This window comes from Mucilaginibacter sp. PPCGB 2223, assembly GCF_001705515.1.
GTDB lineage: Bacteria > Bacteroidota > Bacteroidia > Sphingobacteriales > Sphingobacteriaceae > Mucilaginibacter.
The window spans coordinates 1,418,760-1,434,698 of the sequence record NZ_MDJS01000001.1; the positions used below are offsets into that span (position 1 = coordinate 1,418,760).

Here is a 15,939-nt window from a genome sequence, read left to right on the forward strand (position 1 = left end):
GATGCGGTTTTCCAAAAAAAGATCGTATATTTATAACAATCTATCTTATCCGTTAGCATTGTTTCTGTGGCCCCTAAAAAACCGTCACTTTTATTAATCACCCTATATCTCTTATTCGGCTTGCTCGCCTGCCGGCAATCAGACCAGGCTACTAATCCCCCTGTTAGTACGGCGCAGATCGATCAGCTGATCGAAAAGGGTGAACATCTTGAAAACGGCAATATCGATTCCATTCCAACGGTCATTGAACAACTCCGGCAACTTTCGGGTACCGGATCAAACAAAGTGGCCCGGGTATACGCCAAAATGTTCAGGGCGCATTACCTGTGGATGCGATCGGACCACAAAGCCGCTATGACAACCGCTGTTGATGCTTTATCAGATGCAGAAAAATGGAAAGTTACCCGCGCTATACCCGAGCTTTATGGAATGATGGCCAACCTATACAAGGAGAATACTGATTATAAAATGGCCTTCGCTGCCGCCGATAAGGGTTTAAACGCAGCGACAGGCAATAAAGATACTTCCGAGATCATTGCACTGTTAGGTCTTAAAGCCATGTTTACCCATAGTGTATGGCTTACCAGCGACAAACATTTGGACGACAAAAGTCTCGACTTTCAACTTCAGGCCCTGAAAATGGCCGAAGCCAACCCCAAATACGAGCGGATGCGTATCAGATTCTACGATAACATTGCCCAGTATTATAAAGATAACAAAGACTTCGATAAAGCTATCGAATATGGCAACCGCGCAGTGCCATTAGCTTATAAATATAATCAGCCACGCTCGTTAACCTATGCCTACAGCTGGCTTGGCCAGGCCTGGTTTTATAAAGGTAACCATGCCAGGGGAATAGCCTACCTGGATTCGGCTTTGCTGATATCCTAAAAAATCAAAGAGCCCTATCGCGAGATGGAGGTTTATATGCACCTGTTTGATTGTGCCGTATCAGCAGGCGATTATAAAAAAGCAGTAGCGTATAATACGCGTTCGCGCGTTTTGCACGATTCGTTACAAGTACAATCGAACACCAAACAGATTGGTGAACTGCAGATTAAATACGAAACTGTAAAAAAAGATAAAGAAATTGCCATGCTCGATAAATCGGCCAGGATCAGGAACCGCGAAATGCTCTACATTATCATTGGTTCGTTGATATTTATCGGGTTTTGTGTGGCCTTGCTTTTACAGTCGAGGGTTATTCACCGGCACAACCTGATCATTAAGGCCAAAAATGCGGCACTAAACAGCGCCCTCGATAATATTGCCTATATCCAGTCGCACGAATTGCGTAAACCCGTGGCTTCCATTTTAGGCCTGATCAACATTATCAAAGCCGAAGACTACCATGCCGATAAGGATACCTTGTTAAAGCTGGAGGCTGCAGCTAAAGAGCTCGACGACAAGATACAGGATATCAACGCGCACGCCCAGATGAAATAGATACTTTATGCTGCATTGCAAAACTGTTCTATTTAATGATCTGAAATTACAACCGTAGGCCCGGTCCCTTTCGGTTTTTTGATTACCAATAACAACAAAGGCAGCGTAATCACAAAGAAAGCCCCTATCAGCTGGTACGAATCGAGATAACTCAACAGTGTGGATTGTTTAACTACGATCGCATCAATAACCTTCATGGCTTTTTCGCGGGCGTCCGTCCACTCCATCCCTCTTTGATGAAAGTTTGCCGCGTAAATATTGAGGCGCTCTGTAACAAGCTGGTTACCAGCTGTGATATGTGATACCATATCGGTACGGTGCGAAGCAAAACGCCTTGCCGCATAGGTATTGATGATGGATATGCCGAACGAACCGCCCAATTGCCGCATCATATTATTCAGTGCGGTACCCTGTGGCATATCTTTTTGCTGAAGCGTCGATACGGCTAACGTGCTTAGCGGCACGGTAAGTAAGGCCATACCAACCGCACGAAAGATCAGGGTGAGACTTATTGTCCTTGCCGAGGTATCGAAGCTCATACCCGACATGCTGAAGTTAAAATAGATAAAAAATAAGAAGCCGATGGCCGTTATCAGCACGGGCGATACGCCTTTTTGCAATAACCTGCCCGAAATAACCAGCGCTACTAATGCCAGAATAGCCCCCGGCATCAGCAGCATGCCGCTTTGCGAAGGCGTAAAATTAAGCAGTCGCTGAGCGATTACCGGGGTTAAAAATATCGAGGTGAACATCCCGCTGCCGGTAACAAAGGTTAATATTGCCGCTACACTCAGAGATTTACTTTTCAATACCCTCAGGTTAACAACCGGATTGGGGATATGCAGTTCCCACATGATGAACATGATCAGCGAAAGCCCGGCCAACACACTTAAAAAGATGATATAGCCTGCCGAGAACCAATCGTCGGTCTCGCCGCGCTCGAGCACAGTTTGCAGGCTGCCGATACCTATAGTGAGCAGGATGATACCCGGCCAGTCGACCTTATTGATCTGTACTTTTGTAGCCGACTCCGGCAGCAAAAAGTAGCACGATACCGCAGCCAGGATGCCGATAGGTACGTTGATGTAAAATATCCACGGCCAGGAGTAATTTTCGGTGATAAAGCCGCCAAGGGTTGGGCCGATGGTTGGGCCGATAAATACCCCGATACCGAACAGTGCGCTGGCTATGCCTACTTTCTCTTTCGGAAACTGCTCGTAAACCACAGCAGCCGAAACCGAGAGCAGGGCCCCGCCGCCCAATCCCTGCAAAAACCTGAAGAATACCAAAACCCATATCGAGCCGGCCTGCCCGCACATCAGCGAACATACGATGAACAGGATCACCGAGCCGATATAATACTTTCGGCGACCCAGCATATTGGTCAAAAAGCTTGTCATGGGTATGATGATGACATTTGCTATGGCATACGAGGTGATTACCCAGGCGGTATCTTCCAGTGTCGAACCCAGGTTACCGCTCATATAACTCAGGGCCACATTCACGATAGACGTATCTATCAGTTCCATTATGGCGGCGCTTATCACCGTAATAATGAGTAGTTTTTGTTTAAAGTTCATAGCATTGTTATTTATTATACCGATCGGTATATTTTAATTTGTAACAAATCATATTTACTTCATCTCATCTCTAAAACCTCACTGGATTTGCCGGTACAATAATAGAATATAATTTATACCGAATGGTATTTTAAATGTCAAAAAAATCAGTGGGCCTTTAACCCTTCAATCAGTTTGCTTACGGTTTTGAGCACCTCGTCGAGGTTGGCTGGCTGGCTGGTCACCCGGGCGATCATGATGCCACCCTCTATCAGCGCAATCATTGATAGCGCCACATTATTGGCATCCACATTACTGCTGAACTCGCCCGAATTAATGCCGCCCTGTATCAGGTTGATGATACTTTTCTGCCAGCGGATAACCGCCTTTGCCGCCCTGTCTTTTAGCTGATTATTGGTATCATCTGCCTCAACTGCAGTGTTTAATATCGGGCAGCCGCCTTCCGGGAACGGGCTGCGTTTAAAACTATGATATACCTGGGCATAAACCATTAGCTTGTCGTGGTAGGTTGAGGCACTGGTCATTCGTTGTAAAATGATCTTTCGCAACTTTTCCAAGTTATAATCAAAAGCCGCTATCGCTACTTCTTCTTTGTTTTCAAAATTGCCATAGATGCTGCCTTTTGTAAGGCCGGTGGCGGTGGTCAGGTCAGACATCGAAGTGCCCACATATCCCTTGGTATTAAAGATATCTGCGGTGGTTTCGATAATAAACTGCCGGGTACGTTCTGATTTTGACAAGCCTTTACTCATACACAAATATACCAAATGGTATTGTGAAAACAAACACGGGTTAGATTTTAAACACGTTCTGCGCAGTTCCCGGAAAAAAATCAGCGACCGTTTATTATGGTATCAATATGGGTTTTCAGGTAATGTGTATACAAGCTCGCCTCGCTGTTCCCCAGGTGTACCCCATCCATGGTTTCAAATTTTATGTCGGGCGGGGGGATAAAAGCAACTCCCGGGAAGCTTTCCTTAATTTTGGTTCTTACTATTACTGCCTGCGGCAATGACTTGAGGTTCTCATTCACCGGCATTTCAAAAAAACACACTCTGCTTTTGTGTTCGTGCATTATTTGAATGTAGTGTTTCAATCTGACGAGTGATCTGTCGATCAACGCGCTATCCGGGTTTTCAAATTGCTTTTCCTGGCTTTGCAGCAATTCACGAAATACGTTTGGCGGTACAGCGGGATAAACAATCGTTTTTTTCGCGTTCCCTTTTATAAGATGTCTTATCAGGCCTACAGGCTGATTCTCATCCCGCATGGCTAAAATATTCTTCTTAAAAAATTGCCTGACCGGAGAGTTAACAGACTGTACAAAACCTTCATTTTCTTTCTTAAAAAAGAGGTTTGTCTCGATAAAGACCACCTCCGGCAGTTTTTCTCTTTTTAAGAGCACCTCACACCCATCTAATATCGACATGCCGGGCATTGCCAGATTATAAATACCGGGTATACTATCCAGAACTATTCTGTCTGAAAGCGAGGTTCCGATAATAACGGCCCTGGGCATTGCCTGACTGTATATATACCGGTCTGCTTTAATAATATTGCCTTGATACTGGTACTGTTCCGATCTCCATATTTTTTTCTCTGCGATCAAGAAACAATCATATAAGACCAACAAAAACACTGCTACAAATAAGCTTTTCCTGATCATATACTTAAAATTGAAAATAAATAAATGATCCCGAAGGGCCGCTATTCACAATAATCATAAATAACATAAGTCCATATACAACAAATTGATATTTTGTAAAGAAACCGGCAATAGCTGTATTTGATTTGCCTAAATAATATAAGTGATACAATATCACAGGTAAAGAATAAATGATGATCAGGAAAGGATTATTAAATGTAATCGAGACTTTATAGTTTGCAAAGATTGAGCTAAAATATTCGATTACATGTGCAAAAGGCAGTTTGAATAATATCCACGCAAAGGTTACAAACAAAAATACAACCACCCGCTTTAAAAAACTTTGCCAAATACCAGGTTCGGTATCGTTCCGGCCCCTTGTAAAAAAACGCTCAACAGCCAGAGCGCCGCCATGAAACAGGCCCCATACGGCATAGCTCCAGGCAGCGCCATGCCATAATCCACCCAGGGTCATGGTAATAATTAAATTAATATAGGTCCGTACCTTTCCGCTTCTGTTACCGCCAAGAGGTATATATAAATATTCCTTTAAAAACGTCGATAATGAAATATGCCAGCGTCTCCAGAAATCCGAAAACGACGCAGAGATATACGGAAAATTAAAGTTCTCCATCAAGTCATACCCGAACATTTTAGCAATACCAAGCGCGATAAGTGAGTACCCTGCAAAGTCGGCAAAAATTTGAAACGAGTATCCAAAAACCATAGCGATCAGTTCGACCGAGGATAAGGTTTTAAAATAAGGATATTCCATCCAAAATGTAAAATTCGAAAGGTTATCAGCTACTGTCATTTTCAAAAAATAACCTGTGATGAGTTTTTTAAAAACATATGCCCAGTCAATATCCGTGAGTTTCTTGGGGCCGATCTGAGGATAAAACTCATAAGCCTTTAAAATGGGGCCTGCTATGAGGTGAGGAAAAAAAGAAATAAAAAACAGCGTTTTGTAAATATGCTTTTTGAATGACTTGTCTATCGTTAAAACATCGTGATGTTTATTTGAGTAGACATCGATCAACAAACTGATTCCTTCGAAGGTATAGAAAGATATACCTATTGGCAACGGAATTAATAAAAGGTATCTCCCGGGATCGGTAGCGGTATTAAAAAATGTTTTGGCAAATAACGGACTATACTTAAAAAAAACAAGGATAAGCACATTGATGCAAACGCCCAGGGTAGCATATACACGCCTGTATTTTCTATCTTGGTTAACTACCAGGTAACTTGTAACAATGTTTATTGCCGCCGAGAGCAGAAGTAATACAAGTAGGTATGGCTGGCCGTATGCGTAAAAGATCAAACTTGATATGATCAATATCTGTATCTGAAATTTCGATAAAAACGGAAGATAATAAATTAGAAAAGTTACTAATACAAGTATTATAAAAGCGAAACTATTAAAAAGCATTGGCCTAATTTTGCGCTAATATACTTATAAAACCAAAAAGCCAAACCGGTTGTAGCCAGACCGTACAAAGGTTGCCGATTAACAATAATTATTGCCGCTTAATAAACTTACCCTTCAGTATCCGTTTCATTACCTCATCGGTGTAGTTGGGGCTTACTGTTATTTTGCTATACCCCAAATGCAGCACATTACCTTCGATGGTATTGATGCGATCGATGTTCACAATATAGCTTTTGTGCACCTGCACAAATTTCTCCGGCGGCAGTTTTTCTAAAATTCCTTTAATGGTGAGGTATACCACCAGTTTATTGTTGTTGGTGTAAAGTGTTATGTAATTAGCCAGGGCTTCCACGTATAGCAGTTCGTTATACATTATGCGCTCTATTCTACCATTGCACTTCACATAAAAGTATTCGTCGTCAGGCTTTTCTTTCTCCGCCGGGATATTCTTTTGCTTGAGTGTTTTAAGCTCCAATGCCTTCTGGCCGGCTTTGATGAAACGTTCGAGCGAAAAAGGCTTCACCAGGTAATCTACCACGGCCATCTCAAAACCTTCCAGGGCATACTGGCCGTAGGCAGTGGTCATAATCACCATAGGCAGGTTGGCCGACGAACGTAAAAACTCCATACCGTTCATCTTAGGCATATTGATATCCAGGAAAATCAGGTCGACTGGCTGGCTATTAATTACGCTGATGGCTTTAAGCGGGTTTTCAGCTATCCCGACCAAATTCAAAAAATCGGTTTCCTCAATATACTCCTGCAAAAGCTTGCGGGCTATGGGCTCATCGTCGACTATTACGCAGTTTAAAACCATAATTTCAGCAAGGTTAATTCGACCGTATACTCATTTTCAGTTTCGGTTATCTTTAAGATATGCTTTTCGGGATAAAGCAGTTCAAGCCTGCGCCTGGTATTGGCAATACCCAGGCCCGACGACTTTTCGGAATGATTGATAAACGAATCTTTTGTATTAAATATCCTGAAATACAGGTTACCATCGGCAAACTTTAATCTAATATCGATACTGTTTTCGCGGCTTTCGTTAAAGCCAACGTACTTAAACGCGTTCTCGATAAAATTAATAAATATCAGGGGCGCAACCTTCATATTGCCGCTTACCTCATTGGCGCAGAACGACACGTTGATCCTTTCATCGATACGGCCTTTCTGTAACGAAATATAGTTACGCATATAGTTAATCTCGCGGTCGAGTTCTATCTGCTCAACATTGCATTCGTAAAGCTGGTAGCGCAGCATTTCCGAAAACACGAGCAGCATCTCACGTGCCGGTTTATTTGTTTTATCGATATGGGCGTAAATCGAATTAATAGAATTAAACAAAAAATGTGGGTTGAACTGCGCCCTTAGAAAATTAAGTTCGTTATCCGAATTTTCTTTCTCAATCTGTTCGATATACCGCTGCGAACTTATCTTTTCGGTGATGAGTTTGGTTACTAATATCAGCACAACCCAAAAAAGGATATTGACAAACGAATCCGAAAAAACCTTAACAAAATTAAACTGACTGACGTCTACCCTGAAAAGATATTTATTTACCAGAAAAGATACAGGTACCCGAGCCATTGCCCCTGCCAAAATACCGGCTAAAAAACACAGCCCAAAAGCAAGGTATTTTTTACGGTTGAGTAACGCGGGTACCGTAAACAGCGAATTGTAATAATAATTACCTGCTATAAAAATCAGGTAGCAAAACTGTATCGTAAGCGCATGGGTAAATACCAGCGTGCCGTTCCTGAAAATAAATATCCAGAAAAGATAGGCCAGCAGCCAAAAGCCAAGATGATATATTAATTTGTTACTTCTCAAAAACACTTGTCAAATCCGCACTAAAGATAATGATAATCATTTGGGTTCGGCCCCATCGGGGAAGGGCTGGCCTTTGTGGCAGGTTGTACATTGTACCACCAAGCCAGTGTCGCCCAGCTTCGGATGTTTATTTTTCAGCCATCTTTTGTTCAGGTCGAGTGTCATACGCATCATCGTACGCGCTATTTCCTTTTCTGGCTTCGCATCGCTGGCAAAATCCAGGCCATGCCCATCTTTGTTATTAGCATGACAAAATCCACAGCTAACCCCTATCCCGTCTTCAAAATCATCGGCCATAATACTTTGCAGGTCGCGCGAGCTGATATCTTTCGGCAACACTTTTAAATTGGTATAAAGCTGCTTATCGGCGGGCTTTTTATCGTCTGCCGTTTTCTTGATGGTTGCTGCCGTTGTAATACTTACAATAGCAGCAAGAGCACCAATAACGCAAACTTTTCTGTTTAGCTTCATCTTAATCGTATTAAGCTTTCTTAGCAGTTACATTAATAAACACTTCCAGTTCATCGGATACGGTACTTGTGCCGCCAACTCCAAAATCCTTCCGGTTCATCTTAAACGAACCTTTAAAAACAAAACCGTCGCCGCTTTGAGTTGCCTCGAACGGGAACTTGATTGGTTTTGCCTTCCCTTTAATAGTGAGTTGCCCGTTAAACAGGTAGGTACCGCTCCTTATGTTGGTAATCTGTGTAGATGCCAGTTTGATACGGGGATAAGTCTTTACATCAAAAAAGCTATCGCCTTTTAAATGCTCATCGCGCAGGCTGTTGTCGGTATTAACGGTAGCCGAGGCTACCGTTACGTCGAAACTGCTGGCAGCGAGGTTTTGGGGGTTGAAATTAATCGCCCCCTCAAAACCTGTAAAACTGCCATCCACGCCAAATCCTAAATTTTTTATGGTAAATTTCAGGGTCGAGCCCTGCTCTGCCGGCTTGTATTGTGCCCGGCTCACGTTTGCTGCGCCGATGATCAGCAACAGCATCATTATCTTTTTCATTACAAAACTCATTTATCGCCTTCAATTAATGGTGAGTCGGTAATCGCCAGGGTGTGATCGTGTTCTACATAATTTACGCTGGTTAAACCTAAATAGCTGCGTAGTTTTTCGGCGGGCACTTTCATCGGGCCGGGAGCCGGGGCCGAGCCTGGCGCCGGTTGCGGGAAAGCCGTCGAATTTGCGGTGTGGAAGGTTATGTTGCCTTCAACTTTTTGTATAGTTTGGTGGATGTGGCCGTTCAGTACCGATACCGAACCGAAACGTTTTAGCAAGGCCAGTACCTGTGCGCTATCGTCGGTCCCCCAGCCCCATTGCGGGTAAATGGCCCATAACGGGATGTGCGCGAATACAACAACAGGTGTACTGTTCGACAGGGGTTTCAAATCGGCTTCGAGCCATTTTAGCTGCGCCGGGCCAACATAACCCAAACCACCGTCAACATGGTTGGTAACGTTATTTAAACCGATAAAATGAACACCATGCGAATCGAAGCTGTACCAGCCATCGCCCTGTGTGCCTTTGCCAAAACGCTCCAGGTACAGTTTACCGTTATCGGTAACGTCGTGCTCGCCTGGTACATAAAATATCTTTTCGGTTTTTACACTTTTCAACGATTGCTCCAGGGTATCAAACTCATCGGCCTGGGCAAGGTGTGTTAAATCGCCGGTATGCAACACAAACGATGGTGCTACCGGCATGTTATTTATTTTCGAGATTGCGGCGTTTAATGTGCCCACTACATCGGGGTTAGCCGCCTTGTTAAAACCGATGTGGCTGTCGCTTATCTGGGCAAAGGTAAAATCAGACTTGGGTATTGCCAGGCCTTTTTTCAGCGCACCGGTCGATTGATCGATCATCTGGCTCATGCCGAATGATTTTAAGATACCGCCCGACATCATCCAGATTACCCCGGTACCTGCCCAGGCCATACATTCTAAAAATCCGCGACGATCAATGCCGTCATTGTTAATTGCCGGTTTTGCGTGGTCTTCAGGTTGCAAGTGGTCTTCCATAGCTTTGTTTTTTTAAGTGATTAATTTTGAATTGCACCGCTAAAAAACACAGACTATGGCTATGGGCGAATTATTTTACATGAAGTGCCGGAAATACTTGATGAAATGTGCTTGATGGAAGCTGACTCAGATTATGGGTAGCTGAAAGCTAAATCGGGAACCTACCCCTTCCTCACTTTTAACCTTAATTTCGCTATTATGATAGCGCATTATTTCGGCAACGAGGTAAAGCCCGATGCCGAAACCGGATATGGTTCTGATCTCCTCGTTCTTTACTCTGTAAAACCGTTTGAAGAGATTTTTCTGATCGACAGGGTTAATACCCACACCGTTATCGATAACGTAAATCTCAACATTATTATCTTTCTGCTCAAAACCGACGATTATCTCCCCTCCCCTGGGTGAATATTTGATAGCATTACTCACCAGGTTCATAAGCACCTGCCCTATTTTATCCCTGTCAGCTTCGATTATTACACCCGGATGTGTTTCGGTTTTAATGGTGTGCGCCGATGTAAAATATTGTGCGTCGTCGGTGATCTCTTTTATGAGCTCATCCAAGTCGAACCGGGTTTTGTTCAGCGATATTTTACCTTCCTCAAGTTTGGCCAGGTTCAAAAAATCCTGTATCATGGCAGCCATTTTTTTGGTCTGGATGTCGGCTCGTTTTAATGCGTTTATCTTAAAAGGTTCTTCATCATCTCCGGCCTTGACAAGCAGTACCTGGATGTATGACCGCAGCGACGTAAGCGGGGTTTTCAACTCATGGCTAACCATCGCTATAAAGTCGTTTTTGCGAACTTCTTCCTGTTTTTTTTCGGTAATGTCGCGTGCTATCTTCGAAAGGCCGATAATATTATTCTGCGAATCGCGCATTGGCGAAATGGTCAGTGATACGTCCAGTTGTTCGCCATTTTTTTTCATCCGCCTGGTTTCGAAATGTTCCATCCGCTCACCCCTTCTTAATTTTGATAATATCTCGACCTCTTCATGATGCCTGTCGGGTGGAATGATCTTCAGTATTGACTGTCCTATCATCTCTTCGGCGGTATAACCAAATGTACGTTCGGCAGATTGGTTCCAACTGGTGATTATCCCCTCCAGTGTCTTACTCACAATGGCATCGTCCGACGAATCGACTATCGCGGCAAGCTTTGCATTCTTTTCTTCTGCGGTTTTAGTATCAGTAATATCGGTCACCGTGCCTATAAATCGTTCTGCTTGCTTTTTTTCATTAAAATACACTTTTCCTTTGGCTCTTATCCATCTCACACCAGCATTATCAAAGCGGGTAATCCGATAAGCGATATCATAGTTACCTTCTCCAGCCGGGTCCATCGCTTTTTGTATTTCATTATTTACAAAATCATAGTCTGCAGGATAGATATGCTCTGAGAATACCTTCATATTGATCTCGGTATCACCGGTAAAGCCGTAAATTTTCTTACACTCGTCAGACCAGCTTAGTTCACCTGTTAAGGGGTGATAATCCCAGGTGCCAAATTTAATGGCATCAACAGCCATCTGCAGCCGCGCCTCACGCTCCCTCAACTCCAGTTCACGCTCCTCATACCACGCAAGCTTTTCCTGTAATTCTTTTATTTGTTTGGCAAGAGGTAAGGTTTTCGGCATGTTATAACTATTATTGCCCCGTTTAGATCAGCAGGTACGCTATTTATACAAATAATTAAGCTCATTGTTCGCCCGATTGCATTATTTACTTTGGACAGGATATAACGCTAAAATACAATTTTGCTTTAATCGCAAAAACAGCACGTATATCATGTATTAAATTTTGCTCATCCTGCCAAATTTGAGGCAGATTTTAGTATTCCTATTTATTTTTATAAATTTAAGCAGCTATTCACCAATCACAATTAACTATGAACCGCATATCGATCAGGATTAGCCTGTGCTTAGCTATCCTTATACTGTTCTCTGTAAAAGTTTCGGCCATAACTATTACCTCGTTCCTGCCTAATGTTGGTGTTCCCGGAACTTTGATAACCATTACCGGCACCGATATGGGCAACCCCACCTCTGTTAAAATCGGCGGTAAAGCGGCTATAGTATTATCAAATACCGGCCTCAAAATGGTAGCTATGGTTATGCCGGGCGCCGAATCAGGCAATATTACAATAGTAAACGCGCACGGTAAAGCCGTCAGCGCTACAAACTTTATGTTGGTGGTTACTCCTAATCCGGGCGGCATACAGGGAACTAAACTGATCGGTAAAGACACTTCGGGCGCAGCGGCACAAGGCACCAGCGTAGCTTTCAGTTCAACCGGTTATACCGCCATTGTTGGCGGCCCTAAAGATCATAACAACACCGGCGCTGCCTGGATATATACTTATAGTGGTAAGCAGCAGGGAGCTAAACTGGTAGGCAAAGATACAATCGGCTTGCCGGCCCAGGGTACCTCGGTAGCTATCAGTGCCGATGGTAACACGGCAATTGTTGGCGGCCCTGCCGATAACCATGGGCATGGCGCCATTTGGGTATTTACACGTACCGATACCGTTTGGAAACAACAAGGTTTGAAATTAACCGCTACAGGTACTTCACCTATAGGATTAGGCTCATCAGTATCGTTAAGCGCAGATGGCAATACGCTTGTAGCCGAAGCTCCGGCCGATAGCGGTAGGGCCGGCGCGGCTTATGTATTTACCCGTAAAGATACCGTGTGGGCGCAGCAAGGCCCCAGGCTGACTGCTAAGGGTTCGGCAGCCGATACAGCCGCAGATCAGTCTGTTTCCTTAAGCGCCGATGGTAATACTTTTATTATGGGCGGCCATACCGATAGCGTAGGCATTGGTGCAGCATGGATATTTGTGCGTAAAAACAATACCTGGCTGCGGCAGGATAGCATGCTGGTTGGCGCGGGTTATGTTAATCACCCCAACCAGGGCCATGCCGTTGCCATAAGTGCCGATGGTAACATAGCGGCCATAGGCGGTTATACCGATCATACCCAAACAGGAGCTGTGTGGATATATAAGCGCGATACCACGGCCAATGCCAACACCTGGAAACAAATGGGCAAAAAAGTGATATCGATCGATACCGTGGGTAAAGCCTTACAAGGTTGTTCGGTTAGCCTTAATGCCGATGGCACCGTATTGTTATTTGGCGGGTTAAACAACAATAGCGCCACCGGCGCAGGTTGGGTTTACACCCGTAGCGATACAACCTGGACACCCTTTACACAAATAACCGGCGCTGATGCTACTAATGGCTCGTACGCGGGTAACTCGGTTTCGTTAAGTGCCGATGGTATTTATTCGGTTATGGGCGGGTATGGCCACTCTAATGGTAAGGGTATTGCCTGGATAGCCGCAAGTGGTTATGGTGTACCCTGTAAGCTGCCACAAGTAGTAACCAATGCCGCAACAGGTATTAGCCCGGATGGTGCAACTTTACACGGCATGGTTGATGCTGCCGGAGCGTTAATTACATCAGTTGTGTTTGAATTGGCTACTCTTTCGGATATGTCGAACTCTATAGTTATAAAACCGACTACAGGTACAACACCGTTATCAGGATCTTTAGGCAACACCGCTTTTACCGCCGTTGTTAACAAACTACAACCCTCGACCACTTATTATTTCCGCATCGTTGGCGCTAATTATTGCACCGGAATAACTTATGGCAATACTTTGCAGTTTACCACACCTGCCGAAGCACCAGGCAGCGGCTTGTCTGAAAAAAGTATACCTAATGCCTTTAGCCCCAATAATGATGGGATAAATGACAGATGGGAAATTCCGTTCTTAAGCAAATATCCAAACTGTTCTGTTAAGATTTTTAACCGCTCGGGCCAGGTTGTTTTTGCATCAACAGGCTATCAATCATCATGGGACGGCCGTTTCAAAAATACTGAATTACCCTCAGGAGCATATTTTTATATTATCGATCTGAAAAACAGCTCAAGCTCGATATCAGGATCAGTTAATTTGGTGAGGTAGATGAATAAACGTTTACTAACCATTTTACTACTGCTTCCTGTTAGAATATTAGCCCAGCAACTGCCCCAGTACACCCAGTATACTTTTAACGAGCTGCTTATAAACCCCGCCGTTGCGGGGATAGAGACCTACCTGGATATTAAAACAGGTTATCGCAGCCAGTGGACAGGTTTGCAAGGTGCTCCAACTACAGGTTACGTTACCGCAAGCATTCCGTTAAACAGTCTTTTTACACAGGGCGATTACGGACAGATCATCCGCAATACAGATAACCCCGTTGGGCGTGCCGACCTGGAGAGTTACGAAGCTTCTCTTAGCCACGGCGGCATCGGCATCAGCATCATCAGCGATAAAGCGGGTGCTTTTAATCAAACACATTTTAATGCAGGCTATGCTTATCACATGTTGCTTGGCGATCGTTTTAACCTGGCTGTAGGCGTTTCAGCCGGCGTTAACGGAGCAACCCTGAACTCCGGCCAGTTAATATTTAATAACCCTATCGACCCGGTTGCCGGCCCAAACGGCCAAACCAAATTTAATCCCGATGCAGCGGTAGGTATTTGGGCATACGGGCCTGGATTTTTTATAGGCGCATCGGCCCAGCAGCTTATTCCACAAAATCTTAGTTTCGGTGGCAGTAGTTCAAACGGGCAGTTAAAAAGCACAACGCAGTACTTCGTTACGGCAGGTTGTAAACTATATCCATCAGACGACATTACATTTTTACCCTCGGTTGTTGTGAACCCTGCTGCCAATACGCCACTCAACCTCGATATTAACTTAAAAACCGCCTTCAGGGACGTGTTCTGGCTGGGTGGTTCTTATCGTAAGGACGATGCGGTTACGGCAAGTATCGGCCTTAACATTACTGCTTTATTTACGGTGGGTTATGCTTACGATTATGCTATTTCTGATTTTAATACGGTAAGCAAAGGGACACACGAGCTTATGTTGGGCATACTTTTAAATAACCGTTACAACGTCCGTACTCCACGCCATACCTGGTAGCCACAGCAAGTCATAGAAATTAATCTAAGATCATCCTTAATAGTGACCAGCATCATCTATTCATAGTTCTTTAATATGGAATTTTGAGTTATACCAATAATTCAGACCATGAAAACGATACTGGTACCAACTGATTTCTCACCTGCAGCAGAAAACGCCGCAAAGTATGCTGTAGAACTCGCCCGGTATACAAAATCCGGGGTCAAGTTACTCAATGCTATAAAAGTACCGACAGAAACGCACATGGCTGCCCAGGTTACCTGGCCGCTTGAGGGGTACCCAACGCTAAAAAGGGATGCAGACCAGGAATTAAAAATACTTGCCAACCGCCTTTTATTTAGAAATGAAGAGCGGAAAGACACGGTATTTCAACCACAAATCAGCTATAGTTGCCTGGCGGGTAATGTTGCCGATACGGTAAAAAGGGTAGCTAAAGATCATGACATCAATCTGGTAGTTATGGGCTTGTGGGATACCAGCAAAATTAACAGGTTCCTGGCCGGGAGCACCAGCCACGAGATGATCGAAAAAGCCGAACTGCCATTATTACTGATACCGCCTCATGCAAAATTTAAACCCATCAAAACGATTGCTTTTGCAACCGACTTCAGCATGGGCGATATCAATATTATTTGCTCACTGGCAACTTTGGCACGCGCTTTTAATGCCGAAATATTGCTGCTGCACGTGTTCCAGGAAGATGATCAGCACAGTGTTTCAGACTTTTTATCGACTGTGACCAACCAGGCTAATTATCCTAATATCTATTATCGTGGCATAGTGGCCGGCGATATTGATACCGGCCTGAATTTGCTTTTAGAGCAACGCGAACTTGAAATGTTTGTAATGATACATCGCAGGCATAACCTGCTCGACCGGTTATTTAACCATAGCCATGTACAACGCATGGCACGTTATTCATCGTTGCCGCTATTGATTTTTCCGGCGGTTAACAAAGCGATAGTTCTGTAGTGTTTAGTTTGATTGAAAAGAAAGGGCCGC

15 protein-coding genes are annotated in these 15,939 nt (G+C 44.0%); 5 read left to right on the forward strand and 10 right to left on the reverse strand.

Annotated features, from left to right (window positions below; translation table 11 throughout):
- The first annotated feature begins 66 nt into the window (after positions 1-66).
- Positions 67-891, forward strand: coding sequence for a hypothetical protein (locus BEL04_RS06100; protein WP_139112929.1), 825 nt, complete (start codon positions 67-69; stop codon positions 889-891).
- A 24-nt stretch (positions 892-915) separates the two neighbouring features.
- A complete protein-coding gene (locus BEL04_RS06105; RefSeq protein ID WP_066001319.1) occupies positions 916-1,446 on the forward strand; it encodes a HAMP domain-containing histidine kinase in 531 nt (176 codons plus the stop codon).
- Between the two features lie 32 nt (positions 1,447-1,478).
- Here the strand turns inward: BEL04_RS06105 and BEL04_RS06110 are convergent, their stop codons facing one another.
- The 10 genes from BEL04_RS06110 to BEL04_RS06155 all read right to left on the reverse strand — a co-directional run bounded on the left by BEL04_RS06110 (position 1,479) and on the right by BEL04_RS06155 (position 11,593).
- Positions 1,479-3,026 carry a DHA2 family efflux MFS transporter permease subunit gene (locus BEL04_RS06110; RefSeq protein WP_066001320.1) on the reverse strand — a complete coding sequence of 516 codons (1,548 nt, stop codon included), beginning with the start codon at positions 3,024-3,026 and terminating at the stop codon, positions 1,479-1,481.
- A gap of 146 nt (positions 3,027-3,172) precedes the next feature.
- Entirely contained in the window at positions 3,173-3,778 is a 606-nt protein-coding gene (locus BEL04_RS06115; RefSeq protein ID WP_066001322.1) for a TetR/AcrR family transcriptional regulator, read from the reverse strand.
- Between the two features lie 80 nt (positions 3,779-3,858).
- Positions 3,859-4,692, reverse strand: coding sequence for a hypothetical protein (locus BEL04_RS06120; RefSeq protein ID WP_066001325.1), 834 nt, complete (start codon positions 4,690-4,692; stop codon positions 3,859-3,861).
- Between the two features lie 4 nt (positions 4,693-4,696).
- Positions 4,697-6,103 (reverse strand): MBOAT family protein, encoded by a 1,407-nt coding sequence (locus tag BEL04_RS06125; protein WP_066001328.1) that lies wholly within the window; start codon positions 6,101-6,103, stop codon positions 4,697-4,699.
- A gap of 88 nt (positions 6,104-6,191) precedes the next feature.
- Positions 6,192-6,920 carry a LytTR family DNA-binding domain-containing protein gene (locus BEL04_RS06130; protein WP_066001329.1) on the reverse strand — a complete coding sequence of 243 codons (729 nt, stop codon included), beginning with the start codon at positions 6,918-6,920 and terminating at the stop codon, positions 6,192-6,194.
- The gene (locus BEL04_RS06135; RefSeq protein WP_139112930.1) at positions 6,911-7,933 is read right to left on the reverse strand and encodes a sensor histidine kinase; all 1,023 of its coding nucleotides are present in this window, start codon (positions 7,931-7,933) and stop codon (positions 6,911-6,913) included. Before BEL04_RS06135 ends, BEL04_RS06130 begins: the two co-directional genes overlap by 10 nt.
- A 36-nt stretch (positions 7,934-7,969) precedes the next feature.
- Complete coding sequence (locus BEL04_RS06140; RefSeq protein ID WP_066001331.1) at positions 7,970-8,404, reverse strand: c-type cytochrome; 435 nt, start codon at positions 8,402-8,404, stop codon at positions 7,970-7,972.
- Positions 8,405-8,414: 10 nt separating this feature from the next.
- On the reverse strand, positions 8,415-8,948 hold the full coding sequence (locus BEL04_RS06145; protein ID WP_066001332.1) for a YceI family protein: 534 nt from the start codon (positions 8,946-8,948) through the stop codon (positions 8,415-8,417).
- 8 nt (positions 8,949-8,956) lie between these two features.
- Entirely contained in the window at positions 8,957-9,961 is a 1,005-nt protein-coding gene (locus tag BEL04_RS06150; RefSeq protein WP_066001333.1) for a metallophosphoesterase, read from the reverse strand.
- A 126-nt stretch (positions 9,962-10,087) separates the two neighbouring features.
- Positions 10,088-11,593, reverse strand: coding sequence for a PAS domain-containing sensor histidine kinase (locus BEL04_RS06155; protein WP_066001338.1), 1,506 nt, complete (start codon positions 11,591-11,593; stop codon positions 10,088-10,090).
- A 251-nt stretch (positions 11,594-11,844) separates the two neighbouring features.
- On the opposite strand from BEL04_RS06155, the gene BEL04_RS06160 reads away from it, so the two are divergent.
- The 3 genes from BEL04_RS06160 (at position 11,845) to BEL04_RS06170 (ending at position 15,909) form a co-directional block, all read left to right on the forward strand.
- The gene (locus BEL04_RS06160) at positions 11,845-13,929 is read left to right on the forward strand and encodes a gliding motility-associated C-terminal domain-containing protein (RefSeq protein WP_066001340.1); all 2,085 of its coding nucleotides are present in this window, start codon (positions 11,845-11,847) and stop codon (positions 13,927-13,929) included.
- Entirely contained in the window at positions 13,930-14,937 is a 1,008-nt protein-coding gene (locus BEL04_RS06165; RefSeq protein WP_066001343.1) for a type IX secretion system membrane protein PorP/SprF, read from the forward strand.
- A gap of 108 nt (positions 14,938-15,045) precedes the next feature.
- Positions 15,046-15,909 (forward strand): universal stress protein, encoded by an 864-nt coding sequence (locus BEL04_RS06170; protein ID WP_066001345.1) that lies wholly within the window; start codon positions 15,046-15,048, stop codon positions 15,907-15,909.
- Positions 15,910-15,939 lie beyond the last annotated feature (30 nt).